Source organism: Paracoccus indicus (assembly GCF_003056335.1).
Classification (GTDB): Bacteria; Pseudomonadota; Alphaproteobacteria; order Rhodobacterales; family Rhodobacteraceae; genus Paracoccus; species Paracoccus indicus.
This window is the reverse complement of record NZ_PYWA01000002.1, coordinates 137,091-160,801: the sequence shown is the minus strand read 5'-3', so window position 1 is coordinate 160,801 and position 23,711 is coordinate 137,091. Positions and strand designations below refer to the sequence as shown.

The 23,711-nt window shown below is 66.0% G+C and carries 27 protein-coding genes and 1 tRNA gene; 17 read left to right on the top strand and 11 right to left on the bottom strand.

What is annotated here, in order from left to right; genetic code table 11:
* Positions 1-66 precede the first annotated feature (66 nt).
* The 4 genes from ugpB (at position 67) to DDE75_RS03710 (ending at position 4,206) form a co-directional block, all read left to right on the top strand.
* Positions 67-1,380, top strand: coding sequence for a sn-glycerol-3-phosphate ABC transporter substrate-binding protein UgpB (ugpB, locus tag DDE75_RS03725; protein WP_108501049.1), 1,314 nt, complete (start codon positions 67-69; stop codon positions 1,378-1,380).
* Positions 1,381-1,470: 90 nt separating this feature from the next.
* Positions 1,471-2,349, top strand: a complete 879-nt coding sequence (gene ugpA, locus DDE75_RS03720; RefSeq protein WP_108501048.1) for a sn-glycerol-3-phosphate ABC transporter permease UgpA — start codon at positions 1,471-1,473, stop codon at positions 2,347-2,349.
* Positions 2,349-3,197 (top strand): sn-glycerol-3-phosphate ABC transporter permease UgpE, encoded by an 849-nt coding sequence (ugpE, locus tag DDE75_RS03715; RefSeq protein ID WP_072295297.1) that lies wholly within the window; start codon positions 2,349-2,351, stop codon positions 3,195-3,197. Before ugpA ends, ugpE begins: the two co-directional genes overlap by 1 nt.
* A 1-nt stretch (position 3,198) precedes the next feature.
* The gene (locus DDE75_RS03710; protein ID WP_108501047.1) at positions 3,199-4,206 is read left to right on the top strand and encodes a sn-glycerol-3-phosphate import ATP-binding protein UgpC; all 1,008 of its coding nucleotides are present in this window, start codon (positions 3,199-3,201) and stop codon (positions 4,204-4,206) included.
* A 26-nt stretch (positions 4,207-4,232) separates the two neighbouring features.
* On the opposite strand, the gene DDE75_RS03705 is transcribed toward DDE75_RS03710, so the two are convergent.
* From DDE75_RS03705 to DDE75_RS03675, 7 genes are all read right to left on the bottom strand, one after another.
* Positions 4,233-5,195 carry a magnesium transporter CorA family protein gene (locus DDE75_RS03705; protein ID WP_108501046.1) on the bottom strand — a complete coding sequence of 321 codons (963 nt, stop codon included), beginning with the start codon at positions 5,193-5,195 and terminating at the stop codon, positions 4,233-4,235.
* A gap of 21 nt (positions 5,196-5,216) precedes the next feature.
* The gene (locus tag DDE75_RS03700; RefSeq protein ID WP_245894608.1) at positions 5,217-6,407 is read right to left on the bottom strand and encodes a glycerate kinase type-2 family protein; all 1,191 of its coding nucleotides are present in this window, start codon (positions 6,405-6,407) and stop codon (positions 5,217-5,219) included.
* Positions 6,408-6,495: 88 nt separating this feature from the next.
* Positions 6,496-6,693, bottom strand: coding sequence for a CsbD family protein (locus DDE75_RS03695; RefSeq protein WP_108501328.1), 198 nt, complete (start codon positions 6,691-6,693; stop codon positions 6,496-6,498).
* A gap of 78 nt (positions 6,694-6,771) precedes the next feature.
* Entirely contained in the window at positions 6,772-7,719 is a 948-nt protein-coding gene (locus tag DDE75_RS03690) for a 2-hydroxyacid dehydrogenase (RefSeq protein ID WP_245894607.1), read from the bottom strand.
* Positions 7,716-8,048 (bottom strand): tRNA-binding protein, encoded by a 333-nt coding sequence (locus DDE75_RS03685; protein WP_108501044.1) that lies wholly within the window; start codon positions 8,046-8,048, stop codon positions 7,716-7,718. The genes DDE75_RS03690 and DDE75_RS03685 overlap by 4 nt, the downstream gene beginning before the upstream one ends.
* The gene (gene proC / locus DDE75_RS03680) at positions 8,045-8,851 is read right to left on the bottom strand and encodes a pyrroline-5-carboxylate reductase (protein WP_108501043.1); all 807 of its coding nucleotides are present in this window, start codon (positions 8,849-8,851) and stop codon (positions 8,045-8,047) included. Before proC ends, DDE75_RS03685 begins: the two co-directional genes overlap by 4 nt.
* 38 nt (positions 8,852-8,889) lie before the next feature.
* Positions 8,890-9,393 (bottom strand): type III secretion system chaperone family protein, encoded by a 504-nt coding sequence (locus DDE75_RS03675; RefSeq protein WP_108501042.1) that lies wholly within the window; start codon positions 9,391-9,393, stop codon positions 8,890-8,892.
* 200 nt (positions 9,394-9,593) lie between these two features.
* Between DDE75_RS03675 and cobD the strand changes: the two genes are divergently transcribed.
* Positions 9,594-10,556: a threonine-phosphate decarboxylase CobD gene (cobD, locus tag DDE75_RS03670; protein ID WP_108501041.1), complete on the top strand. Its 963-nt coding sequence runs from the start codon at positions 9,594-9,596 to the stop codon at positions 10,554-10,556.
* Here cobD and DDE75_RS03665 read toward each other — a convergent pair.
* Positions 10,553-10,849: an alkylphosphonate utilization protein gene (locus DDE75_RS03665; RefSeq protein ID WP_108501326.1), complete on the bottom strand. Its 297-nt coding sequence runs from the start codon at positions 10,847-10,849 to the stop codon at positions 10,553-10,555. The two genes, cobD and DDE75_RS03665, sit on opposite strands and share 4 nt — an antisense overlap.
* A gap of 172 nt (positions 10,850-11,021) precedes the next feature.
* Between DDE75_RS03665 and DDE75_RS03660 the strand changes: the two genes are divergently transcribed.
* The 5 genes from DDE75_RS03660 to DDE75_RS03640 are packed head-to-tail and all read left to right on the top strand — an operon-like array spanning position 11,022 to position 14,131.
* Complete coding sequence (locus DDE75_RS03660; RefSeq protein ID WP_211659292.1) at positions 11,022-11,483, top strand: hypothetical protein; 462 nt, start codon at positions 11,022-11,024, stop codon at positions 11,481-11,483.
* 56 nt (positions 11,484-11,539) lie between these two features.
* Complete coding sequence (gene ppk2, locus DDE75_RS03655; protein ID WP_108501040.1) at positions 11,540-12,445, top strand: polyphosphate kinase 2; 906 nt, start codon at positions 11,540-11,542, stop codon at positions 12,443-12,445.
* A 52-nt stretch (positions 12,446-12,497) separates the two neighbouring features.
* The gene (locus DDE75_RS03650) at positions 12,498-13,358 is read left to right on the top strand and encodes a PhzF family phenazine biosynthesis protein (protein ID WP_108501039.1); all 861 of its coding nucleotides are present in this window, start codon (positions 12,498-12,500) and stop codon (positions 13,356-13,358) included.
* On the top strand, positions 13,355-13,648 hold the full coding sequence (locus tag DDE75_RS03645; RefSeq protein WP_108501038.1) for a DUF1330 domain-containing protein: 294 nt from the start codon (positions 13,355-13,357) through the stop codon (positions 13,646-13,648). Before DDE75_RS03650 ends, DDE75_RS03645 begins: the two co-directional genes overlap by 4 nt.
* Before the next feature lie 21 nt (positions 13,649-13,669).
* Complete coding sequence (locus DDE75_RS03640) at positions 13,670-14,131, top strand: tellurite resistance TerB family protein (protein ID WP_108501037.1); 462 nt, start codon at positions 13,670-13,672, stop codon at positions 14,129-14,131.
* Here DDE75_RS03640 and DDE75_RS03635 read toward each other — a convergent pair.
* The 3 genes from DDE75_RS03635 to DDE75_RS03625 are packed head-to-tail and all read right to left on the bottom strand — an operon-like array spanning position 14,128 to position 17,497.
* Positions 14,128-15,435: an NAD(P)/FAD-dependent oxidoreductase gene (locus DDE75_RS03635; protein ID WP_108501036.1), complete on the bottom strand. Its 1,308-nt coding sequence runs from the start codon at positions 15,433-15,435 to the stop codon at positions 14,128-14,130. The two genes, DDE75_RS03640 and DDE75_RS03635, sit on opposite strands and share 4 nt — an antisense overlap.
* Positions 15,432-16,790, bottom strand: a complete 1,359-nt coding sequence (locus DDE75_RS03630; protein ID WP_108501035.1) for a glutamine synthetase family protein — start codon at positions 16,788-16,790, stop codon at positions 15,432-15,434. The genes DDE75_RS03635 and DDE75_RS03630 overlap by 4 nt, the downstream gene beginning before the upstream one ends.
* The gene (locus DDE75_RS03625) at positions 16,787-17,497 is read right to left on the bottom strand and encodes a type 1 glutamine amidotransferase (RefSeq protein WP_108501034.1); all 711 of its coding nucleotides are present in this window, start codon (positions 17,495-17,497) and stop codon (positions 16,787-16,789) included. The genes DDE75_RS03630 and DDE75_RS03625 overlap by 4 nt, the downstream gene beginning before the upstream one ends.
* A 138-nt stretch (positions 17,498-17,635) precedes the next feature.
* On the opposite strand from DDE75_RS03625, the gene DDE75_RS03620 reads away from it, so the two are divergent.
* The 7 genes from DDE75_RS03620 (at position 17,636) to DDE75_RS03590 (ending at position 23,704) form a co-directional block, all read left to right on the top strand.
* Entirely contained in the window at positions 17,636-18,763 is a 1,128-nt protein-coding gene (locus DDE75_RS03620; RefSeq protein ID WP_108501033.1) for an aminotransferase class V-fold PLP-dependent enzyme, read from the top strand.
* A gap of 61 nt (positions 18,764-18,824) precedes the next feature.
* Positions 18,825-19,289: a GNAT family N-acetyltransferase gene (locus DDE75_RS03615; protein WP_108501032.1), complete on the top strand. Its 465-nt coding sequence runs from the start codon at positions 18,825-18,827 to the stop codon at positions 19,287-19,289.
* Positions 19,290-19,362: 73 nt separating this feature from the next.
* Positions 19,363-19,439: transfer RNA gene (locus tag DDE75_RS03610), tRNA-Arg, on the top strand.
* Positions 19,440-19,608: 169 nt separating this feature from the next.
* Positions 19,609-20,406: a GntR family transcriptional regulator gene (locus DDE75_RS03605; protein WP_108501031.1), complete on the top strand. Its 798-nt coding sequence runs from the start codon at positions 19,609-19,611 to the stop codon at positions 20,404-20,406.
* Positions 20,403-21,905, top strand: coding sequence for an ABC transporter substrate-binding protein (locus tag DDE75_RS03600; RefSeq protein WP_211659291.1), 1,503 nt, complete (start codon positions 20,403-20,405; stop codon positions 21,903-21,905). The genes DDE75_RS03605 and DDE75_RS03600 overlap by 4 nt, the downstream gene beginning before the upstream one ends.
* A gap of 9 nt (positions 21,906-21,914) precedes the next feature.
* Positions 21,915-22,844, top strand: a complete 930-nt coding sequence (locus DDE75_RS03595; RefSeq protein ID WP_108501029.1) for an ABC transporter permease — start codon at positions 21,915-21,917, stop codon at positions 22,842-22,844.
* Positions 22,841-23,704 carry an ABC transporter permease gene (locus DDE75_RS03590; RefSeq protein ID WP_108501028.1) on the top strand — a complete coding sequence of 288 codons (864 nt, stop codon included), beginning with the start codon at positions 22,841-22,843 and terminating at the stop codon, positions 23,702-23,704. Before DDE75_RS03595 ends, DDE75_RS03590 begins: the two co-directional genes overlap by 4 nt.
* Positions 23,705-23,711 lie beyond the last annotated feature (7 nt).

The window sequence follows — 23,711 nt, the reverse complement described above, 5'->3', positions numbered from 1 at the left end:
GTTGCGTGATTGTCGTCCGGAGGAGTTAGGCGGTGATCACATCGCAACTCCAATGGGGGGAATACCATGATCCGTTACAGCACCGCATCCGCGGTGGCGCTGATTGCGTCGCTTGGGGCCGCCAACGCCGAGACGACCATCGACTGGTGGCACGCCATGGGCGGCGAACTGGGCACCAAGCTGGAAGAAATCGTTCAGGGCTTCAACGACAGCCAGGAAGATTACAAGGTCGTTCCCTCCTACAAGGGCACCTACCCCGAGACCATGACCGCCGCGATTGCCGCCTTCCGCGCCAAGCAGCAGCCCACGATCGTGCAGGTCTTCGAGGTCGGCACCGGCACCATGATGGCCGCCCAGGGCGCCGTCGTTCCCGTCCACCAGCTGATGGAGGAACATGGCGAAGGCTTCGATCCTTCCGCCTTCCTGCCCTCGGTCGTGGGCTATTACACCGACAGCGAAGGCAACATGCTGTCGATGCCCTTCAACAGCTCGACCCCGATCCTCTATTACAACAAGACCGTCTTCGAAAAGGCGGGCCTGGACCCCGAAACGCCCCCCAAGACCTGGGCCGAGGTCGAGGAATTCTCGAAGAAGATCATGGAATCCGGCGCGGCATCCTGCGGTTTCACCACCGGCTGGATCAGCTGGATCCAGACCGAGAACTTCAGCGCCTGGCACAACCAGCCCATCGGCACGATGGAAAACGGCTTCGGCGGTCTTGACGCCCGCCTGTCGGTCAACGGCCCGGTGCAGGTCAAGCATTGGGGCAACCTGAAGACATGGGCCGACGAGGGCCTGTTCAAATACGGCGGCCCGGTCGGCGGCGACAACGCCGCGCCGATGTTCTATTCGCAGGATTGCGCGATGATCATGAACAGCTCGGCCAGCCGCGCGGGCGTGATCGCCAATGCCACCGACTTCGAACTGGGCTTCGGCATGCTGCCCTATTACGACGATGTCGAGGGCGCGCCGCAGAACTCGATCATCGGGGGCGCGACGCTTTGGGTCCTGTCGGGCAAGTCCGACGAGGAATACGAGGCCGCCGCTGCCTTCTTCAGCTATCTCTCCTCGCCCGAGGTTCAGGCTGACTGGGCCTCCTTCTCGGGGTATCTGCCGATCACCTCGGCGGCGGGCGAACAGATGCAGGACTTCTATGCCGAGAACCCCGGTGCCGATACCGGCATCAAGCAGATCACGCTGAACGAGCCGACCGAGAACTCGAAGGGTCTGCGTTTCGGAAACTACGTCCAGATCCGCGGCATCATCGACGAGGAGTTCGAGCAGCTTCTGTCGGGTGACAAGGACGCGCAAGGCGCGCTGGACAGCGTGGTCGAGCGGGGCGACGCCCTGCTGGAAGAGTTCCAGAACCAGAACCAGTAAAACGGTCGAACATCGAAAGGGGCCGCGCGATCCGCGCGGCCCTGTCGCCATTTTTCGGGCAGCGATGCCCCTTCCCGAACCGGGTTTCCGATGAAGCGCACCATCTTCAGCAATCAGCTTCTGCCATGGCTTCTGCTGGCACCGCAGCTGATCATCACCTTCGTCTTCTTCCTGTGGCCCGCAGCACAGGCCGTCCGCCAAAGCTTCCTGCGCGAGGATGCCTTCGGCACCCGCACCAGCTTCGTGGGCCTCGAGAACTTCGCCTACCTGCTGCAAAGCCCCGAGTATTTCAATTCGCTGAAGGTCACGGCGATCTTCGCCGTCTCGGTGACGGTGCTGTCGATGGGGATGGCGCTGCTCTTGGCCATTGCGGTCGACCGGATGATCCGTTCGACCCGCGTCTATACCACGCTGCTGGTCTGGCCCTATGCCGTGGCCCCGGCGGTCGCGGGCATCCTGTGGTGGTTCATCTTCAACCCCACCATCGGCATCATGCCCTATGTGCTGGCGCAGGTCGGCTATGACTGGAACCACATCAGCAGCAAGACGGACGCGATGATGCTGGTGGTGATTGCCAGCGCGTGGAAGCAGATCAGCTACAACTTCCTGTTCTTCCTGGCGGGCCTGCAATCCATCCCCGGCAGCCTGCGAGAGGCCGCCGCCATCGACGGCGCGGGTCCGGTGCGGCGCTTCTTCGACATCACCTTCCCGCTGCTGTCGCCCACAACCTTCTTCCTGCTGGTCGTCAACATCGTCTATGCCATGTTCGACACCTTCGGCGTCATCGACGCCACGACCGAGGGCGGCCCCGCACAGGCCACCAACATCATGGTCTACAAGGTCTATTTCGATGGCTTCATCGGCCAGAACATCGGCAGCTCGGCCGCGCAATCGGTGGTGCTGATGATCCTGGTGCTGATCCTGACCGTGGTGCAATTCCGCTTCGTCGAAAAGAAGGTGGCCTACTGATGATCGAGAACCGCCCCGGCCTGAACCTTCTGGCCCATGCCACGCTGATCCTGGGGGTCTGCATCGTCGCCCTGCCCGTCTGGGTGGCCTTCGTGGCATCGACCCACGGCCCGACCGACTTCATGTCGGGCACCATCCCGATGTGGCCCGGACCGCATCTGGTCGAAAACTACAGCCAGATGCTGGGCGCGGGCGTGTCTACCAGCGGCACGCCGCCCGTCGGCACGATGATGTTCAACAGCCTGATCATGGCGCTGTCCATCGCCATCGGAAAGATCGCCATTTCCATCCTGTCGGCCTTCGCGGTGGTCTATTTCCGCTTTCCGTTCCGGGGGTTGGCCTTCTGGTGCATCTTCGTCACGCTGATGCTGCCGGTCGAGGTGCGCATCGTGCCGACCTTCCAGGTGGTGGCCGATCTGGGCCTGCTGAACAGCTATGCTGGCCTCTCGATCCCGCTGATCGCATCCGCCACGGCCACGTTCCTGTTCCGCCAGGTCTTCCTGACCATCCCGGACGAGCTGACCGAGGCCGCCCGCATCGACGGCGCGGGCCCCATGAAATTCTTCCGCGACATCCTGCTGCCCTTGTCGCGCACCAACATCGCCGCGCTTTTCGTGATCCTGTTCATCTATGGCTGGAACCAGTACCTCTGGCCGCTGCTGATCACGACCAGCTCGGATTATTACACCATCGTTGCGGGGATCAAGCGCATGGCGGATGCCGTGGACGGTCTGCCGCAATGGCATCTGGTCATGGCGACCGCGATGCTGGCCATGCTGCCGCCCGTCGCGGTGGTCGTGGGCATGCAGCGCCTGTTCGTCAAAGGTCTTGTCGAGACGGAGAAATAACGTGGCTTCCATCACCCTGGACAATCTTGGCAAGGTCTATCCCGGCGGCACCCGCGCCGTGGGCGGCGTCAACATCGACATCGCGGATGGCGAATTCATCGTGCTGGTCGGCCCCTCGGGCTGCGGCAAATCCACCCTGCTGCGGATGGTGGCGGGCCTTGAATCCATCAGCGAGGGCGAGGTTCGCATCGGGGACCGTGTCGTCAACAAGATCGAGCCTGCCGACCGCGACATCGCGATGGTGTTCCAGAACTATGCGCTTTATCCGCATATGTCGGTGCGCCAGAACCTTGCCTATGGCCTGAAGAACCGGAAGACCCCCAAGGCCGATATCGAAAAGCGCGTGGCCCAGGCATCCGAGATCCTGCAGATCGGGCCGTTCCTCGACCGCAAGCCCGCGGCCCTTTCGGGTGGTCAGCGCCAGCGCGTCGCCATGGGTCGTGCCATCGTGCGCGAACCGGCGGCCTTCCTGTTCGACGAACCGCTGTCGAACCTGGACGCCAAGCTGCGCGTCGCCATGCGGCTGGAGATCAAGGAGCTTCAGAAGCGCCTGCGCACCACCTCGCTTTACGTGACGCACGACCAGCTGGAGGCGATGACCCTTGCCGACCGGCTGGTGGTGCTGAACGGCGGGCAGGTCGAACAGATTGGCACGCCGCTGGATGTCTATCGCAAGCCCGCCTCGGCCTTCGTCGCCAGCTTCATCGGCAGCCCGGCAATGAACCTGATTTCCGCCAGCGCGGTCCCGCATCTGCCGGGCACCGCCCATGCGGGCCAGATCGGCATCCGCCCCGAGGATCTGACCGTGACCCCCGATGGCCCCATCGCCATGAACGTCCTGGCGGTCGAGGAGCTGGGTGCGCAGCGTCTGGTGCACGGGCAGACGGGGGGCGAGCGCATCACCATCACCCTGCCCTCGGACGCGCCGCTGTCGGACAGCATGAACCTGTCCTATCGCCCCGATGCGTTGCACCTGTTCGACAAGGACAACGGCAAGCGGATGGACTGACGGCTGTAGGGGGCGTCCGCGCCCCCTTACAGCCAGCGCTTCCAGCGCAGGAACAGATAGGTGCCAAGCGTCGTCACCCCCATCAGCAGCAGCGCATAGGGATAGCCCCATGTCGCCTGCAGCTCCGGCATGTTGGCGAAGTTCATGCCATAGATGCTGGCGATTAGCGTCGGCGGCAGGAACAGGGCCGCGATGATCGACAGGATGCGCACCGTGTTGTTCTGTTGCAGGTTGATCATGCCAAGCGTGGTATCGACCGCCAGGCTGACACGGCTGCCAAGGAAGTCGGCGTGAACCTCCAACGCCTGAACGTCGCGCATCTGGGCGCGGGCGACGGGGCGCAGGCGCTTGGATTCGGGGCGATCCTCGATCAGGGCGGTGAAGAAGGCCAGCATCCTTTCGATGGTCAGCAGGCCCAGCCTGACGCGGGCCATGGTCTCGGCCTCGCGGCCCACGGCCTGCAGCGCCGATTGCAGATCGTCCGAGGCCGCCCCCGCCGCCCGCGGATCGAAGACCCCCGATGTGGTCGCATCCAGCGTCCGCCCCGAGCCTTCCAGGATGTCGGCAAGGCGGGCGACGATCTCCTCGACCAGGCCCAGGAACAGGCGGTCGGCGGTCATGCAGCCAAGGGTCGAACGCTCGGCCCGGGTTGGGAAGGTCAGGAAGGGCTTGGGTGAATGGTGGCGCACCGTGACCAGCTGGCGATCCGACAGCACGAAGGTGACGGGCATCGACTGGCGGCCCCCGCCCGCGACCTCCCCGGGCAGCATGGCGGTCATGTAGTCCAGCAGATCCTCGCGATAGAGGCGGTTCGACAGCTCGATCTCCTCCATCTCGGCCAGGGACGGCAGGACGAAGCCCAGATCGCGCAGCATCTGCATCTCGGCGTCGGTGGGCTGGATCAGATCGATCCAGATCGCCCGACGCAGATCGCCGCCGCGCGGCAGCTGAACCAGACGGTTGCCCTCGGTGACATAGGCGTAATGCATGGGGCCAAGCTCCTGCTGGGGTCAGGCGTAGCGGACGAAGACCGCCAGATCCGCGACGTTGGTGCCCGATGGGCCGGTCATGATCAAGCCGCCGACGGCCCGCAACGCGGGTGTGGCATCGTTGCGGCGCAGCACGTCGTCCAGATCGATGCCGTCATCGCGCAGGGCCGTCAGCGTGCGGTGCCCCACGATGCCGCCTGCCGCATCGCCGGGGCCGTCGCGTCCATCCGTGCCCATGGCGGCAAAGCACCAATTGCCGGGGAGGTCGCGCGCCTGCCGGGCAAAGCGCAGTGCCAGTTCCTGGTTGCGCCCGCCCATGCCCTTGCCGGTCAGACGCACGGTGGTTTCCCCGCCAAACACCAGCGGTGTGCCGATGGGCGCGTCACGAACCGCGCCCAGCAAGGCCTTCGCGCAATCCTCGACGTCGCCGGTCAGCGCGGTGGCGCCTTGCCGGCCGCCCGCATCCAGCATCGTCTGCAGGCTGATGCCGTTCGAACCGACCAGGATGTTCTTGGCCTTTGGCACGTCTTGAGGCGCATCGGCGCGGTCCAGCGCATCCTGCACCCGCACCGACAGCCCGTCCCAGATGCCCAGCTCCCGCAGCGCCTGCTGTGCCATCGCCGGCGTTCCAATGGGCGCCACCGTCGGACCCGAGGCCACGACCCGCAGATCGTCGCCCGGCACATCCGACAGGATCAGCGCCGTCACCGGCGCAGGGGTCAGCCGCAGCCAGCCGCCCCCCTTCAGCCGGTCCAGCGATTGGCGCACAAGGTTGGTCTGGGTGATATCGGCACCCGACGACAGCAGCGCCGCGTTCACCGCCTGCAGGTCGGCAAGCTCCAACCCCCGGACCGGGGCGGGCAGCATGGCCGAGCCCCCGCCCGAGATCAGCGCCAGAACCCGGCCTTGGGGCCCTATGCCCGACAGGAACTCCTCGAGCTGGCGGGCGGCGGACAGACCGTCCTGATCGGGTTGGGGATGTCCTGCCCGCAGGACCGTTGCCCCGGCCAATGGCATGTCGTTGCCGCGGTTGGTGATGACCAGCGCGGGTGCGCCGGGCAGATGGGCCAGCGCCGCTTGCGTCATCGCACGCGCCGCCTTGCCCACTGCGACGATGTGCCAACCTGCCTCCTCATCCATCAGCCCCGGCATGGCGCGATCGACCGCCGCACGCGGATCGGCCGCACGGACCCCCAGTTGCAGTAATTCCAATACCCGTCCGCGCATTCATTCCCCGCATGCAAAAAAGGTGCCCCCGTGGGGGCACCCTTTCAAATCAACCGGTCAAGTCAACCCGCGGTTACTTGTCCGCGAAATAGTCGTTGATTTCCTTGTCGGCCTCTTCCTTGGACCAGCCGTATTTTTCCTGCAGCTTGCCGGCCAACTGGTCCTTGTTGCCGTCGATCTGATCCAGATCGTCATTGGTCAGCTCGCCCCATTTTTCCTGGGCCTGACCCTTGAGCTGCGTCCATTTACCCTGAATGATATCCCAGTTCATGATGCGCTCCTTGCATATCGTGTGCGTCTGATTGAACAACACGCGGCAGGGATCGCAGGTTCCCACAACTGGTCGTGATCAGCCGACGCGGTCGGGCGGTTCCTGCCCTGCGGCAAAGGCCGTCAGGTTGGACAGCGCCCGCAAACCCATCTGCGTGCGGGTGTCATCCGTGGCCGTCCCCAGATGCGGCAGAAGCGAGGTATTGGGCGCGTCGATCAGGTCCTGCGGCACCTGCGGTTCCTTGGCATAGACGTCCAGCCCGGCCCCCGCGATCGTGCCCGCGTAAAGCGCCGCGATCAGCGCGTCTTCGTCCACCACATCACCGCGGGCGATGTTGATCAGGAAGCTGTCCGCGCCCAGTGCCGCCAATTCGTCCGGCCCGATCATGCCGCGGGTCGCATCGCCACCCGGCACCGCGATGACGGCCACGTCGCAGCCGCTCAGCATGTCGTGCAGGTCGGGGATCTGTCGCGCCGGATGGTCCAGATCGGTGACGGTCGAGCGGTTGAAGAACACCACTTCCATCCCGAAGCCGAAATGGCAGCGGCGCGCGATGGCCTTGCCGATGCGGCCCATGCCGATGATGCCGACCTTGGCACCGGACATATGGCGGCCCAGCATCTGCGTGGGGTTCCAGCCGATCCATTCGCCCGCCCGCAGCAGGCGCTCGCCCTCGGAGGCACGGCGCAGGGTCATCAGCATCAGTGTAACGGCGATGTCGGCGGTCGCGTCGGTCACGACATGCGGGGTGTTGGTGACGGTGATGCCGGCCTGCCTGGCTGCCTCGATGTCGATATGATTGAAGCCCGCACCGAAGTTCGCAAGGATCTTGCAGCGCAGCGGGCCCTCGAAGGCCTGCGCCGTGAAGGCGTCGCCGATGGTCGGGATGATCGCGTCGTAATCCCGCATGGCTTCAGCGGCCTGCGTGGCATCCAGCTTGGTGTTTTCCAGGAATGTCGCGTCGAATTCATCCATGATCGCGGCACGGGCGCGCGTCGTCATGGGGCGGGTGACCAGCAGTTTCAAAACAGCTTTCCTCCGTTCGGGACGGGTTGATCGGGGCGGATCAGCACCACCTCGTTGTCGGGGTCTGGCACGCCAAGGACCAGCACCTCGGACATGAAGGGGCCGATCTGGCGGGGCGGCAAATTCACCACACATAGCACCTGCTTGCCGACCAGCGCTTCGGGATCATAATGCCGCGTGATCTGCGCCGAGGATTTGCGTTCCCCCAGATCGCCCAGCTCCAGCCACAGCTTGATGGCGGGCTTGCGAGCCTCGGGGAAGGGTTCGGCATGGGTGACGGTGGCCACGCGGATATCGACCTTGGCGAAATCGTCGAAGCTGATGGTCATGCCTCGCCGCGCCCCAAGGCGCGACCGCGATCGGCGGCGGCGGCGACGGTGCGGGTCATCAGGTCGGGCAGATCCTGCATCAGCACCCCTAGCCCCGCGGCCGTCGTGCCATTGGGCGAGGTGACGTTCTGGCGCAGCACGCCCGGATCCTCGTCGGCGTCGATGGCCAGCGCACCCGCGCCCGCCACCGTCATGCGGGCCAGTTCCAGCGACAGTTCGGGCGACAGGCCCTGCGCCTCGCCGGCCTGGGCCATCGTCTCGATCATGTGAAACACATAGGCCGGCCCGCTGCCCGACAGGCCGGTGACGGCATCCATCTGGTCTTCGCTGTCCAACCGCACGACGCGGCCCACGGCGCGCATCAGCGTCTCGGCCAGGTCCAGCTGGGCGGGGGTGGTGGCGGCATTGCCGATCATGGCGGAAATGCCCTTGCCGATGGCGGCAGGGGTGTTCGGCATGACGCGCACGATGGGCGCACCGGGGAAGGCCTTTTCAAAGGTCGCGATCATCGTGCCCGCCGCGACCGAGATCACCAGCGCCTCCGACAGATCGGGCATCCGGTCTAGGGCGTCGCCCATCATCTGCGGCTTGACGGCCAGCACCACCACCGCCGGATCGCGGGGCATATCGCCGTTCACGTTCAGACCCTTGTCCTGCCATTCGGGCGCCAGCTTGGGATCGATGACGGTCACGGATGCCGGGTCCAGCCCGCGCGACAGCCAGCCCTTCAGCATGGCCCCGCCCATTTTGCCGCAGCCGACCAGAACCAGCCCGCGTGCATTGATATCTTCGAAATCGCTCATCCGCTTCCCCCTTGTGTGGCAGGCGGACGTTGCCGCCGTCATGCCCTGCCGTAGGTTTCCCCGAAGGCAATGTCCAGCGCCGGGCGCGGCGCCGTCTGCCCCCATGCGACCAGCTGGAAGGCGGGATAGAACCGCTCGCACGAGGCAAGCGCGCTGGCGATCATCTGGTCCACCTGCCGGGTCGAGGCGATGATGTCGCCCGCCAGCACCAGCCCGTAACGCCAGACCATCTGCCGTTCGCCGCCCCAATAGGTGAAGCCGCCGTCCCAGACCTGATCGTTGGCCAGATTGATCGTTTCATAGATCAGCGGCAAGCGCCCTTCTGGGGGATCGTGGTCGAAGCTGCAGGCAAGGCGCAGAACCTCGTCCTTGGCGACCCAGGCCAGCGTCAGGACATAGTTGCGCCACTGACCCTCGACGACCATGGTGATCTCGTCATCGGCCAGGCGGTCGAATTCCCAATCATGATGATTGGCCACCGCCTCGACGATGTCGATGGGATGGATTTCGTCGCTGGCGATATAGGCGCGGGAAAATGACATCGTCTGCCTTCTGGATGACCGCGCCCCGATCCGGGCATGGCCGCTTGGTAAAAACACAACACAGGGCGTCTGGACGCCTTTCGATTACCATATATCGTGGCGACAGGGGGCATTCCTGTAAAGTCGGTTTCTGGGGATGGATTGCATGGGGATAAGTTCTGCCCTAGCACTCGGGGCGCGAATTAAGGCGGGAATCCAAGATGCAGCGCGATCACGGAGGCAATCTGGACGAGGCGCAAATGCACTTTGGTCCCGGGGTTTGGATCGACTTGTCCACAGGGATCAACCGCCGCCCCTGGCCGGTGCCCGCCATATCCGACAGCGCATGGCGCGATCTGCCGACCCGTCAGGCCGAATCGCGGCTGCTTGAGGTGGCCGCGGCATGGTATGGCTGCGCGTCCGAAAAACTGAGGGCGGTGGCGGGGGCATCGGCGGCCATTCAGTTGCTGCCCCGGGTCCTGCCCGTCGGTCGCGCGGCGGTGCTGACGCCCACCTACAACGAACATGCCGCCAGCCTGACGGCGGCGGGCTGGCAGGTCGCCCCCTGCCCCACGCTAGAAGTGATGCGGGGCGCGGATCTGGCTGTGGTGGTCAACCCCAACAACCCCGACGGGCGGGAATGGCAGCCGCAGGTGCTGCGCGATCTGGCAGGCAAGGTCGGCCATCTGATCATCGACGAAAGCTTTGCCGATCCGCGCCCCGACCTGTCGCTGGCCCGCGACCTGCCCCGGAACTGCACCCTGCTGCGCAGCTTCGGCAAGTTCTGGGGGCTGGCCGGGGTGCGTTTGGGCTTCGTGATCGGCGCGCCCGACCTGCTGGCGCGGCTGGCGCAGGCGGCGGGGCCGTGGTCGGTGAACGGTCCCGCGCTGCAGATCGCCACGGCGGCCATGGCCGATCTGGCTTGGGCCGACGACACCATCGGCTATCACGCCGAGGCGGCCCTGCGGCTGGACCGGCTGGCGGTCGGGGCGGGATGGAAACAGGCGGGCGGCACGCATTTGTTCCGCCTCTATGACACACCCGATGCCAAGGCTGCGCAGGACAGGCTGGCCCGCGCGCAGATCTGGTCGCGGCGCTTTCCCTATTCCGCGCGCTGGCTGCGCCTTGGCGTGCCGGGGAACCGCGCGGAATGGGACCGCATCATCGAAGCCCTGAGCCCCTAGCGCTTGCGCAGGAATTCGGTCCGCAGCACCAGGCCCTTGACCGCATCGTGGCGGCAATCGACCTCGGCGGGGTTGTCGGTCAGGCGGATCGACTTGATGACCGTCCCCTGTTTCAGCACCGTGCTGGTGCCCTTGACCTTCAGATCCTTGATCAGGACCACCTGATCGCCATCGGCCAGCACCGTTCCGGCACTGTCGCGCACCACCCGCGCAGCATCGGCCTCGGCCGCGACCTCGCTGGCGGGTCGCCATTCGCCCGTCACCTCGTCATAGACGTAATCGTCATCGGCCATGGTCTGTCCCTTTTTCCTGCCAGGCGCCGCCGCCGCACCATGCGGATGCGGCACCCTGCCCCACCGGCATTAGGCCCGCGCGGGGCATGGCGCAACAACCCATCGGCAAGGCTGTCATCGCGGCGCGCAAAAGGGCATGATGCGCCCGACGCCAATGATCCACGGGGCCACCATGATCCGCCTGCTTTTCATACTGGGGCTTCTTGCCGCGCCCGCCCTTGCGGATGCGCCGCTGGTCGTGCTGGACCGCACGCAGCTGCCCTTCGACGTGGGACCGGGAAACCCAGCCAACAGCCCCTCGCGCCCCGGCAATGCACCCCATGCGGCATGGAATTCGTCGGGCAACACGGCCAATTCATCGTCTGCCTGGGAAAACCGCCCCTCGAACCCGGCCAATGAAAAGCGGCTGATCTTCACCGCGCAGGGCGACGTGCTGGGATATTACGCGCGCAACGCGGGCGGAGTGCTGAACCTGTTCGATGTGAACGGTCGCCGCGTCGCCTATCGCCCCGCACGCGGGACGCAAAGCCTGTTCACCACCGCGGGCACATGGTGCGGCACCGTGGACAACCTGCGCGACGGCAGCTTCGTCCTGGCGGTCATCCCCGAATGCGTCCGCGAATTCCGCCGCTGACGCGATCCCGTTACATTCCGCGCTTAGACCACGCAGCAAAGCCCCCGGAGACAGCAATGCACGACGACTACAAGGACTGGCTGGAAGCCGAACTGCAGGAGACCCTCGACGAGGATATCGAGCTGGAGCTGGAGGATGCGATGCTGTCGGCCGAGATCCGTCGCATCTATCGCGCCCATCACCCCGACCGGATGGAGCGCAAGACCTATTTCCGCGAATTGCTGCGCCTGCAGTCCGAGCTGATCCGACTGCAGGATTGGGTCAGCCACCACAAGGAAAAGGTCGTCGTCGTCTTCGAGGGTCGCGACAGCGCCGGCAAGGGTGGTGCCATCAAGCGCATCACCCAACGCCTGAACCCGCGCATCGTGCGGGTGGCGGCCCTGCCTGCGCCATCGGACCGCGAAAAGACGCAATGGTATTTCCAGCGCTATGTCCCCCATCTGCCCGCGGGCGGAGAGATCGTGCTGTTCGACCGCAGCTGGTACAACCGCGCGGGCGTCGAACGCGTCATGGGCTTTGCATCCGAGGATCAGGTCGAACAATTCTTCCAGGACGTACCGGAATTCGAACGCATGCTGGTGCGGTCTGGCATCCGGCTGATCAAGTACTGGTTCTCGATCACCGACGAGGAACAGCAGATGCGCTTCCAGATGCGGGTCCACGATCCCCTGAAGCAGTGGAAGCTGTCGCCCATGGACCTGCAGTCCCGCGTCCGGTGGGAAGCCTATACCAAGGCCAAGGAAGACATGTTCGAACGCACCAACATTCCCGAGGCGCCCTGGTACATCGTGCCCGGCAACGACAAGAAGCGCGCGCGCCTGAACTGCATCGACCACCTGCTGGGGATGATCCCTTACGACGACGTCCCGCACGAAGAAGTCCGCCTGCCAGACCGCGTCTTCAACCCCGATTACGAACGCGAGGTCTTGCCGCGGGACCTCTATGTGCCGCAGAAGTACTGAGGGGCGGCCCAAGCGCCCCTGATGTCACCTGCGGCAGGGGGAAGATGCGCGGATGCTGGAATATCATGTCTATGACGTCTTCACCGACCGCGCCTTCAGCGGCAACCCCCTGGCCATCGTCACGGGGGCCGACGGCCTGAACGGCACGCAGATGCAGACCATCGCGCGCCATTTCAACCTATCCGAGACGATCTTCGTGATGTCCCCCGCGAACCCCGCCCATCGCGCGCGCGTCCGCATCTTTCTGCCCCTGGCCGAGATCCCCTTTGCGGGCCATCCTACCATCGGCTGCGCCCTTCATCTGTCCGGAGGACAGGACGGCGATCTGGTGCTGGAGGCCGAGGCGGGCCCGGTCCCTGTCCGTATCTCGGACGGGCTGGCCGAGTTTCGGGCACCGGTGCTGCCCGAACTGGGCGAGGCCGTCGAACCGGCAGCGGTGGCGGCAGGTCTGGGCCTGTCGCCCGATCAGCTGGGCTTCGGGTCGCATCGGCCTGTCGTCGCCCATGCCGGACCGGGCTTCATCTTTGCGCCCCTGCGCGATTTGGATGCCGTGGCGCAGGCCCGCCCGGCCGGTGCCGCCTTCGAGGCGCTGACCGCAAAGACGCCCAAGCTCTACGCCTACGCCCCCGATGGCGAGGGCTTTCGCGCCCGCATGTTCGCCCCCGCCAATGGCATTCCCGAAGATCCGGCCACCGGGTCGGCCTCCGCGACGCTGGCCGCGCCCCTGCTGGCCGCCGGTGCCCTGCCCGAGGGTGAAACATCGCTGACCCTGCGCCAGGGGATCGAGATGGGTCGCCCCTCCCGCATCGGGTTGCGCGTCACCGTTCAGGGGGGCAGACTGGCCGCCGTTCATGTGTCGGGTCGCGCGGTTCGCGTGGCCGAAGGGCGCATCACCATCCCGGAGGCGGAATGACCAAAGCCTATTGGATCGCCCATGTGACGATCGACGACCCCGACGCCTATGACGCCTATCGCCGGGCCAATGCCGTGCCCTTCGCGGAATACGGCGCGCGGTTTCTGGTGCGCGGCGGACCGCAGGAGGTCGTCGAAGGCCAGGCGCGTCAGCGCAGCGTCGTGATCGAGTTCCCCTCGCTTCAGGCGGCGCGGGACTGCTATCACAGTGCGGGTTATCAGGCGGCCAAGGCGCTGCGCGATCCGGTGTCGCAGGCCGATGTCATCATCGTCGAGGGTTGGGCGGGCTGAGGCCCCCGGAAAGGACGGACCATGTTCAAGGATATCCTGAACCTGTTGATGGGCGACGCCCCCAACCCCGAACCCATGGGCAGCCAAGAGGCAGAGCTGGCCATCGCGGCGCTTCTGGTGCGGGTCGCGCGGTCGGACGACAATTACGACGACGCCGAGCGGATGCGCATCGACCGCGTGCTGGCCCGCCGCCACGGTCTGACCCCGGAAGAGGCCGCCGACCGCCGCGCCGAGGCCGAGCAGCTTGAAGCGCAGGCCAGCGACACCGTGCGCTTCACCCGCCAGATCAAGGACCGCATCGCGCTGGAAGACCGCGCAGGCGTGCTGGCCGCATTGTGGGAGGTCGCCTATGCCGACGAAACCCGCGCCGCGGATGAGGAAAGCCTGATCCGGCTGGTCGCGGGCCTGCTGGGCGTGCCCGATCAGCAATCGGCGCTGATCCGGCAGCAGGTGCTGGACCGGATGGGCCTGCCGCGCGGCTAGAAGCCCAAGCGGTCGCGCAACCCGAACCAGGCCATCCCCGCCACCAGCAGCGGTCCGCGCAGCATCGCTCCGCCCGGGAAGGGGCGCGTGGGGACGGATGCCATGACGTCGAAACGTTCGGCCTGACCGGCCACGGCCTCAGCCATCAGGCGGCCTGCCAGCGTGGCCATGGCGACGCCGTGGCCGGAAAAGCCGCTGGCCGACAGGCAGTTGGGCGCAGGTCGCGCAAAGCAGGGCATCCGGTTCATGGTGATCGCCAGCGTGCCACCCCAAGCATGGGTCAGCCTGACGTCGCGCAGCTGCGGATAGACCGACAGCAGATGCGGGCGCACCACGCCCATGATGTCGCGCGGAAAGCGATAGGTGACGGTCTCGCCGCCGCCAAAGACCAGCCGCCGGCGGTCGTCCATGCGCCAGTAGTTCACCACGAATTTCGTATCGGCCACGCCGATGCGGTCCGGCAGGATCTCGGGGTGGCTGTCGCCCAAGGGTTCGGTCGCGACGATGTAGTTGTTGATCGGCATGACCCGGGCGGCGACATGGCCGTCCAGCTTGCCCAGATAGCCGTTGCAGGCCAGCACGATGTGATCGGCGCTGACGCTGCCCTGCGCGGTTTCCACGCGCGACTTGCCACCCGCATGGGCGGCGTGGACGATCCGCGTGACCTCGCTGCCCTCGTGGATGCTGGCACCAGCGGCCTGTGCCTGTGCGGCCATGGCGCGGACCAGCGCCAGCGGATCGACGTGACCCGCGCCCCGGTCCAGATCGCCCCCGACATAGGCATCGCTGCCCAAAGCCCGCGCCATGCCGTCACGGTCCAGCGGCTCCACCCGGTCGTAATCGTAATGCCGCGCCAGATGGTCGGCCATGTGGCGGGCGTGCTCCACCTCGGAGGCGGTGCGGCAGGCATGGGCGATGCCGTCACGGACGGGCACGCCGCCCGCATGCGCCAGATCGCGGACCAGCGCCTTGGCCTCTTCGGCCAGGTCCCACAAGCGGCGGGCCATGTCGCGGCCCATCTGCGCCTCCAGCCAATCGACCTCCTGCCGCTGGCCTGATCCGATCTGACCGCCATTGCGGCCCGATGCACCGAAACCCACCCGCTGCGCCTCGAGCACGGTCACCGACAGGCCGCGCCGCGCCAGGTGCAACGCCGCCGACAGGCCGGTATAGCCCGCGCCCACGACCACCACATCGGCGCGTTGATCCCCCCGCAGCGGGTCCATACGCCCGCTGTCGGCATCCCCGGCATAAAGGCTGGGCGGATATTCCCCCGGCCTGTCGTTCAGATGCAGCAGGTTCATACGTTCAGCAGCAGATGTTCGCGTTCCCAAGGGCTGATGACCTGCAGGAACTCCTTGTATTCGTTGCGCTTCACGGCCTCGTAGACATCGGCGAACTCCTCGCCCAGCACGCTGCGCATGGCGGTGCTTTCCGCCATCAGGTCCAGCGCATCGCCCAGGTTGTAGGGCAGCTCGTCATCCTGAGAGATATAGGCGTCGCCCAGACATTCGGCGCGCGGGCTTTCCTGTTCCAGCAAGCCCAGATAGCCGCAGGCAAGGCTGGCAGCGATGCCCAGATATGGGTTGCAATCCATCCCCGCCAGACGGTTTTCCACGCGCCGCGCCTCGGGCCCCGAAATGGGGATGCGCAGGCCCGTGGTGCGGTTGTCGCGTCCCCATTCAAGGTTGATCGGGGCCGCGAAGTCGGGGACATAGCGGCGATAGCTGTTCACATAGGGCGCCAGCAGCGCGATGGCCGCGGGCAGGTGCTTCTGCATCCCGGCGATGAAATGCATGAAGGCATCCGTCTCGCCGCCCTGATCGTTGGAAAAGATGTTCTTGCCAGTCGCCAGATCGGTGATCGAGTGGTGGATGTGCATCGCGCTGCCCGGCTCGCCCTCGATGGGCTTGGCCATGAAGGTCGCGAAACAATCGTGGCGCAGGGCGGCCTCGCGGATCAGGCGCTTGAAGAAGAAGATCTCATCGGCCAGGGCCACGGGGTCGCCGTGGTTCAGGTTGATTTCCACCTGCCCCGCGCCGCCCTCCTGCAGGATGCCGTCGATCTCGAAACCCTGCGCCTCGGCGAAATCATAGATGTCGTCGATGACCTTGCCGTATTCGTCGACCGCCGACATGGAATAGGCCTGCTTGGCGGCGGCGCGGCGGCCCGTGCGCCCCATCGGCGGGATGATCGGCTGGTTCGGGTCGATGTTGCGGGCGACCAGAAAGAACTCCATCTCCGGGGCGACGATGGGTTTCCAGCCCTTGTCTTCGTAAAGCTGCACGACCCGCTTCAGCACGTTGCGCGGCGCGATGGGCACGGGCTTGCCCTGCTGGTCCAGCGCGTCGTGAATGACCTGCACGGTCCAATCCGCGGTCCAAGGTGCTGCCGTCGCGGTCGAATAATCGGGCGTCATCACCATGTCGGGTTCGGTGAAGGCTCCCGAGGGATTGTCGGCCCATTCCCCCGTGATCGTCTGCAGGAAGATCGAGTTCGGCAGATAGAACTGTTCCTGCCGCGCGAATTTCGAGGCGGGCATCGCCTTGCCGCGCGCCACGCCCGCGATGTCGGCGACGATGCATTCGACCTCGTCAAGGCGGCGGCCTGCGACGAAATCGCGGGCGGCCTGCGGAAACTTGTCGGTCCAATCGGTCATGCGGCACCTTGCGCGTCGGGGCGCGTCAGGGCGCGCGGTTGCTTGAAGAAGGCCTCGATCCGGTCGGCCAGCAGGCCCGAGCCATCCGCCTGCCCCATGCGGGCGCTGGCCTGCGCCAAGAGGTCTTCCGGCACGACGCCCTTGGCACGGGTGTCCATCAGCCCCTGAACGAAGTCGTCTTTGAATTCGGGATGCGCCTGCACCGTGAAGGCCGTATCGCCATAGATCAGCGCGGCGTTTTCGCAAAAGGCGTTGCGTCCAGCGACCTGCGCCCCTTCGGGCAGCGTCACGACCTGATCCTGATGCCAGGCGTTCAGGGTCACGGGCTGGCCGCCAAAGTCGTAATCCTGCGTGCCCACGGCCCAACCGCCCGGATGCTTGACGACCTTGCCGCCAAGCGCCTGCGCGATGATCTGATGACCGAAGCAGATGCCCACCATCGGCACGCCTGCCGCATAGGCGCGGCGGATGAATTCTTCCAGCGGCGGGATGAAGGCGTGATCCTCGTAGGCGCCGTGGCGCGATCCGGTCAGCAGCCAGCCGTCGGCCGCGTCGATGTCATCGGGGAACTGCATCTCCTCGACGTGCCAGATGTCGAAGTCGAAGCCCCGTCCGCCCAGCAGGCGAACGAACATGTCGGGGTAATCGCCCAAGCTGTCCTTCAACTGCGCAGGCGACTGGCCGCATTGAAGTATGCCGATACGCATGGAAAACCTTGATGTTGCTGACAGCCCGAACCTAGTCGCGGGCATGGCGGGGGCGCAAGAGGCACTGCGCCTTTCGCCGCTCTGGCGGGCGCGGGTGTGCCACGCTAGGGTTCGGCCAAAGCCACGAAAGGACGCCCCATGCCCCATCAGCGCCCCGAGATCGACCCCGAGGGTCTGGACGAATTCTCGGTCGTCTTCACCGATCGGTCCCTGAACCACATGTCGCAACGCTTCCAGCAGGTCATGCGCGATCTGTCTGGGATGCTGGGGCAGGTCTATGGCGCAGCGCAGGTCGTCATCGTGCCGGGCGGCGGGACTTACGCAATGGAATCGGTCGCCCGCCAGTTCGGGCGCGACGCCCATGCCCTGATCGTCAGGAACGGCTGGTTCAGCTATCGCTGGTCCCAGATCTTCGAGGCGGGCGGCTTTGCCCGCGACACGACCGTCGTCATGGCCCGCCCCACCGGCAACGCGCCCCAACCTGCCTATGCCCCGCCCCCCATAGACGAGGTCGTGGCGAAGATCATCGAGGCCAAGCCCGATGCCGTCTTTGCGCCCCATGTGGAAACTTCCGCCGGGCTGATCCTGCCCGACGATTACATCACCGCGATGGCCGATGCCGCCCATCAGGTCGGTGCGCTGATGGTGCTGGATTGCATCGCCTCGGGGGCGGTCTGGGTGGACATGAAGGCGACCGGTGTCGACGTGCTGATCTCGGCCCCGCAGAAGGGGTGGTCGGCCTCGCCCTCGGCGGGTCTGGTGATGATGTCGGAACGTGCCGCCGAACGGCTGGCCACCACCACCAGCGACAGCTTCGCGCTGGACCTGAAGAAATGGCGCGCGATGATGCAGGCCTATGAGGACGGCGGCCACGCCTATCACGCAACCATGCCGACCGACGCCCTGCTGGGCCTGCGCGACGCCATGCAGGAGACCATCGATTTCGGGCTGGAAACCGCACGCGATGCGCAATGGGCGCTTGGCCGGGCCGTCCGTGCCGAGCTGGCCGAACGCGGCATCGCCTCGGTGGCGGCGCAGGGCTTCCAGGCGCCGGGCGTCGTCGTCAGCTATACCGACGATCCGCAGGTGAAATCGGGCAAGGCCTTCGCGGCCCAGGGCACCCAGATTGCGGCGGGCGTGCCCCTGGCCATCGAGGAAGGGGACGGTTTCTCGACCTTTCGCATCGGCCTGTTCGGGCTGGACAAGCTGAAGGACGTGGACGGCACGCTTGACCGTTTGCGGCCCGTCTTCGACAAGGTGTTGTAACCGGGAAGATCGCCGGACGCGGGTCACTGCCCTGCGTCCGGCGCCACGAAAGGCCGTCCGAATGACCCCGACCATCCACCGCGAAAGCCCGCTCGGCCCGGATCTGGACCTGCTGTTCCAGCGCCATACCGCCGACATGCAGGCCGACACCCCGCCCGAATCGATCCACATGCTGCCGGCCTCGGGGCTGGCGCATCCCGCGATCGCCTTCTTCGTCATCCGCGACAACGGCACCCCCATGGCGATGGGCGCGCTTAAGGATCACGGCGACGGCCACGGAGAGCTGAAGTCCATGCACGTCCTGGCCGAACACCGCGGGCGCGGCCTGTCGCGCATGATGCTGAACCACCTCGTCGCCCATGCACGCCAACAGGGCCTGACCCGCCTGTCACTGGAAACCGGCGTGCAGCCCACCTTCGTGGCGGCCCGCGGTCTCTACATGCGCGAAGGTTTCAGCGAATGCCCACCATTTGCCGATTACCGCCCCGACCCCAATTCGGTCTTCATGACGCGGGCGCTGGACTGACCTGCAATATGGCTTTGAAAGCCGCCGCGAAGGCGGCTAAACAAACCTTGCGATCCGCAACGGGTCGCCGCGCGGCCCCGTAGCTCAACTGGATAGAGCACGGACCTTCTAAGTCTGGGGTTGGGGGTTCAAGTCCTCCCGGGGTCGCCAACTTTTTCATCAGGACAGTCGATACGACAAGGCGCGGGGCCGTTCGGGAACCGCCCCATACGCTTATTTCAAAGGCACTCCGTCAGTGGGCCGCATCGGCGCGTCAGAATTTTCTAGACATCTCAGTGAAGCTGTCTGAACATGTTCATAAGACACTCAGGACATTTCCATGTTTGACCCGCATTCGCCCTTCACCGCCGCCCCCGATCCGCTGCAACCGCGCCACAAGGCCGATCTGGCCGAGGAACGGCTGCGGCTGGCGGTGCTGCATTGCCAGCTGGCACCCGGCGCGACAGCCCCCGAGGCCGAGCTGGCCGAACGCTTCGGCCTGGGACGCGCGGCCACGCGGGCGGCGCTGGCCAAGCTGTCGGCGCAGGGGCTGATGCTGGCGATCCCGCGCCTTGGCTGGCGGGTCCTGCCGATGACGGGCGCCCATATCGGGCAGGTGCTGCATGCTCTCGCCTTCGCCGAGGCCGCGCTGGCCGATGCGACGCTGACGCCGCGCGACAAGGACCGCCTGCGGGAACTGGCTACCATCGCCCTGCCCCTGCGCGACCGCCCCGAGCCAGCGGCGCGCGACAGCCTGCGCGGCTATGAACGGATGGTGCTGGACCTCGCGGCCGAACGCATCAACCCGCTGATCGGGCAGGTGCTGGGGACGCTCTGGGACAAGGCCGACCGCATCCGGCGCTTTCTGGAACTGACGACCGAGGCCCGCCTGCCCGCCCGCGACATGGCGGGCTTCTGCGATGCGCTGATCCGGGGCGATGCGGAGGCGCTGGCGCGATCCTGCCGCGCCGATCAGCAGGCGCTGCGCGATTTCGCCGCCGACGGGCTGATGCAGACGAGGAACGAGCTGGACCTTCACCCCATCAAGGGCGGCACCAAGACCGCCTCCGCCAAGACGGCATCCCCCGCCGCCGACAAAGGCCGGGACGCCCCCACCCCAACAGTGAGGATAGGATGACATTCCGCATAACCATGGCGCGGGCCGCAACCGCGCTGACGCTGAGCCTTGCCGCCGCCGTTCCGGCGCTGGCCGTCGATTTCACGGTCGATCTTGTGAACGAGCCCTCGTCGCTGGATCCGCACATGCAGTGGAACCCCGACAGCTATTACGTCTATCGCAACATCTTCGACAATCTGGTCACGCGCGACAATGACGGCAAGATCGTGCCGCAGGTGGCGGAAAGCTGGGAACAGCTGTCGGATACCGAACTGCAGATGACCATCCGCGAGGGTATCACCTTCCACGACGGTACGCCCCTGACCGCCAAGGATGTGGCGTTCTCGGTCAAGCGCATCACCGATCCGGAACTGGGCAGCCCGCAGCTGGGTCAGTTCAACTCGATCACCGATGCGGTGGCCAAGGATGACCGGACGGTGGTGCTGACCACCGCCAGCCCCTATCCGGTGTTGCTGGCGCAATTGGTGAACCTGTCCATCGTGCCGCAGCATGTGGTCGAGGAAGTCGGCGATGAGGCCTTCAACGAGGCCCCCGTCGGCAGCGGCCCCTACAAGTTCGGCAGCCTGCGCCGCGGGGTCGAGGTGATCCTGGACGTCAATCCCGACTATTGGGGCGACAAGGGGCCGTTCGAACAGGTGGCCTTCAAGGCGGTGCCCGATGCCTCGACCCGGGTGGCGAACCTGCGGGCGGGGACGGCCGATCTGGTCGTCTCGCTGGACAGCGACCAGGTGATGCAGCTGCAATCGGCGTCGGGCGTCAAGGTGCTGTCGGCACCCACCGAACGCATCGGCTTCATGGGGCTGAACACGCAGCGCGCGCCGCTGGACGATCCGGAAATGCGCAAGGCCGTGGCCATGGCCATCGACCGCGAAGGCATCGTGGCGGGCATCCTGGGCGGCGGCGAACAGGTCGTGGACCAGATGGCGACGCCCGCGCATTTCGGATATATCCCCGACGTCGCGCCCATCCCCTATGACCCCGAAGCCGCCCGCGAGATCGTCGAGGCCAAGGGCGAGGCGGGACAGGAACCGATGGTCATCAAGACCGCCCCGGTCTTCGACCAGCGCATCGTCCAGGCCCTTCAGCAGATGCTGTCCGAGGCGGGCTTCAACGCATCGATCGACATGGTGGACATGGCGACCTATCTGGGCGACAGCCGCCAGGAGGACCGCAGCAAGCGCCCGATCCTGGGCTTCGGCCGCTGGTCCTGCGCCTGTCAGGACGTGGACGGGGTGATCTTCCCGCTGCTGCATTCGACCTCCAGCTGGTCGCGGGTCGACGACCCCGAGATCGACGCGCTGCTGGAAAAGGCACGCGGCACGCTGGATGAAGACCAGCGCATGGACGCCTATCGCCAGATCCAGACCCGGATGGAGGATCAGCGCTATATCCTGCCGCTGTATCAGGCCGTCGCGCTTTATGGCGCATCGGACAAGCTGGAGTGGACGCCGACCGCGAACGAGAGCCTGTTCCTGAACCGCATGACCTGGTCCGAGTAAGGCCGCCCCATGCAGCTGTTCATCGTCAAACGGATCGGCCAGGCGCTGATCGCGCTGTTCGGGGTCATGACGCTGGTGTTCTTCATCCAGCGTCTGACCGGCGATCCGACCTATCTGCTGGTCCCGGAAAACGCGACCCAGGCCGATATCGAGGCGATGCGCCGCACGCTTGGCTTGGACCAGCCTTTGCTGGTCCAATACGGGCGCTTCCTGTGGGACATGACCCATTTCGACCTGGGCCGGTCCTTCGTGCAGAACGTCAAGGTGACGACGATCATCGCCTCGCGGCTGCCCTATACGCTGCAACTGGCGGGGGGCGCGCTGATCGTGGCGCTGGTGATCGGCCTGCCCGTCGGGCTGATCCTGGCGCTTGGCCGCCGCTTCGCCGTCACCCGCGTGTTGATGGGGCTGGTGCTGGCCGCCCAGAGCATGCCGACCTTCTGGAGCGGGATCATGATGATCATGGTCTTCGGCGTCTGGCTTGGCTGGCTGCCGCCCTCGGGGGCGGGGTCGTTGCAACATCTGATCATGCCGTCCATCGCGCTTGGCCTGCTGTCGATGGCGACCTATGCCCGCATCGCCCGCAGCGCGGTGCTGGACGAACTTTCCAAGGATTACATCCGCAGCGCCCGTGCCCGCGGCGTCGGCACGGGGCGGTTGGTCACGCATCACCTGCTGCGCAATTCGGTCATCCCCGTCATCAGCGTCACCGCGCTAGAGATCTCGCAGCTGCTGGCGGGCGCGGTGATCGTGGAAACCGTCTTTGCCTGGCCGGGCCTCGGCCAGCTGACGGTCGAGGCCATCGTCAGCCGCGACTTCGTCGTCGTGCAGGGCGTCGTGCTGCTGGGCGCCTTCGTCACCATCGCGGTGAATTTCGCCGCCGACGTGCTCTATACCGTCGTCGATCCGCGCATCAGGCTGGGGGGATCGCGCCCATGACCCTTGCTGCAACACCGCACCATGTCGGTTCGCGCATCGCCAAGCTCTATCGCATCGCGGGGCCCTTCTCGCTGATCCTGCTGGGTCTGGTGCTGATCGCGATCTTCGCGCCGCTGATCGCGCCGAACGACCCCAATTCGCAGAACCTGATGGGCCGACTGAAGGCGCCGGGAACCGAGGCGCGCGGCACGCTCTATCTGCTGGGCTCGGACGAGCTGGGGCGCGATCTGTTAAGCCGCATCATCTATGGCGCACGGGTGTCGCTGTCGGTGGCGCTCTTGTCGGTGGTGCTGTCGGGCGTGGTCGGCACGACCCTTGGCATGGCGGCGGGATACCTGCGCGGCTGGACCGAGACGGTGATCATGCGGCTGGTCGACATCTTCCTGTCGATCCCTGCGATCCTGCTGGCCATCATCACGGTCGCAGTGCTGGGACCGGGCTTCGTCAACGTCATTCTTGTGCTGGCCCTGACCCGCTGGCCCCGCTATGCGCGCGTGGCCTATGGCCAGACGCTGTCGGTGGCGGGCATGCCCTATGTCCGGCTGGCCCGCGCCATGGGGGCGTCCTGGCCGCGCGTCCTGCTGCGCCACATCCTGCCCAACATCATCGCCGCCATGGCCGTCATCGCCACGCTGGAATTCGGGCTGATGGTCCTGTTCGAGGCGGGGCTGTCGTTCCTCGGCCTCGGCGTGCAGCCCCCGACCCCCAGCTGGGGCGCGACGCTCAGCGTCGGGCGCAACTATGTCACCAGCGCCTGGTGGATCGCGACCTTTCCCGGCGTCTGCCTGTTTCTTCTTGTGCTGTCGGTGAACCTGATCGGCGACCGCCTCAGCGAATATCTCAACCCGAAAACACGTTAGGCGGATC

What these genes read in the sequence shown, in the direction of transcription:
- ugpB (WP_108501049.1), top strand. Translation starts at nt 67, where the DNA reads ATGATCCGTTACAGCACCGCATCCGCGGTGGCGCTGATTGCGTCGCTT.
- ugpA (WP_108501048.1), top strand. Translation starts at nt 1,471, where the DNA reads ATGAAGCGCACCATCTTCAGCAATCAGCTTCTGCCATGGCTTCTGCTG.
- ugpE (WP_072295297.1), top strand. Translation starts at nt 2,349, where the DNA reads ATGATCGAGAACCGCCCCGGCCTGAACCTTCTGGCCCATGCCACGCTG.
- DDE75_RS03705 (WP_108501046.1), bottom strand. Translation starts at nt 5,195, where the DNA reads ATGCATTACGCCTATGTCACCGAGGGCAACCGTCTGGTTCAGCTGCCG.
- DDE75_RS03695 (WP_108501328.1), bottom strand. Translation starts at nt 6,693, where the DNA reads ATGAACTGGGATATCATTCAGGGTAAATGGACGCAGCTCAAGGGTCAG.
- DDE75_RS03685 (WP_108501044.1), bottom strand. Translation starts at nt 8,048, where the DNA reads ATGACCATCAGCTTCGACGATTTCGCCAAGGTCGATATCCGCGTGGCC.
- proC (WP_108501043.1), bottom strand. Translation starts at nt 8,851, where the DNA reads ATGAGCGATTTCGAAGATATCAATGCACGCGGGCTGGTTCTGGTCGGC.
- DDE75_RS03675 (WP_108501042.1), bottom strand. Translation starts at nt 9,393, where the DNA reads ATGTCATTTTCCCGCGCCTATATCGCCAGCGACGAAATCCATCCCATC.
- cobD (WP_108501041.1), top strand. Translation starts at nt 9,594, where the DNA reads ATGCAGCGCGATCACGGAGGCAATCTGGACGAGGCGCAAATGCACTTT.
- DDE75_RS03665 (WP_108501326.1), bottom strand. Translation starts at nt 10,849, where the DNA reads ATGGCCGATGACGATTACGTCTATGACGAGGTGACGGGCGAATGGCGA.
- DDE75_RS03660 (WP_211659292.1), top strand. Translation starts at nt 11,022, where the DNA reads ATGATCCGCCTGCTTTTCATACTGGGGCTTCTTGCCGCGCCCGCCCTT.
- ppk2 (WP_108501040.1), top strand. Translation starts at nt 11,540, where the DNA reads ATGCACGACGACTACAAGGACTGGCTGGAAGCCGAACTGCAGGAGACC.
- DDE75_RS03650 (WP_108501039.1), top strand. Translation starts at nt 12,498, where the DNA reads ATGCTGGAATATCATGTCTATGACGTCTTCACCGACCGCGCCTTCAGC.
- DDE75_RS03645 (WP_108501038.1), top strand. Translation starts at nt 13,355, where the DNA reads ATGACCAAAGCCTATTGGATCGCCCATGTGACGATCGACGACCCCGAC.
- DDE75_RS03640 (WP_108501037.1), top strand. Translation starts at nt 13,670, where the DNA reads ATGTTCAAGGATATCCTGAACCTGTTGATGGGCGACGCCCCCAACCCC.
- DDE75_RS03635 (WP_108501036.1), bottom strand. Translation starts at nt 15,435, where the DNA reads ATGAACCTGCTGCATCTGAACGACAGGCCGGGGGAATATCCGCCCAGC.
- DDE75_RS03630 (WP_108501035.1), bottom strand. Translation starts at nt 16,790, where the DNA reads ATGACCGATTGGACCGACAAGTTTCCGCAGGCCGCCCGCGATTTCGTC.
- DDE75_RS03625 (WP_108501034.1), bottom strand. Translation starts at nt 17,497, where the DNA reads ATGCGTATCGGCATACTTCAATGCGGCCAGTCGCCTGCGCAGTTGAAG.
- DDE75_RS03620 (WP_108501033.1), top strand. Translation starts at nt 17,636, where the DNA reads ATGCCCCATCAGCGCCCCGAGATCGACCCCGAGGGTCTGGACGAATTC.
- DDE75_RS03615 (WP_108501032.1), top strand. Translation starts at nt 18,825, where the DNA reads ATGACCCCGACCATCCACCGCGAAAGCCCGCTCGGCCCGGATCTGGAC.
- DDE75_RS03605 (WP_108501031.1), top strand. Translation starts at nt 19,609, where the DNA reads ATGTTTGACCCGCATTCGCCCTTCACCGCCGCCCCCGATCCGCTGCAA.
- DDE75_RS03600 (WP_211659291.1), top strand. Translation starts at nt 20,403, where the DNA reads ATGACATTCCGCATAACCATGGCGCGGGCCGCAACCGCGCTGACGCTG.
- DDE75_RS03595 (WP_108501029.1), top strand. Translation starts at nt 21,915, where the DNA reads ATGCAGCTGTTCATCGTCAAACGGATCGGCCAGGCGCTGATCGCGCTG.
- DDE75_RS03590 (WP_108501028.1), top strand. Translation starts at nt 22,841, where the DNA reads ATGACCCTTGCTGCAACACCGCACCATGTCGGTTCGCGCATCGCCAAG.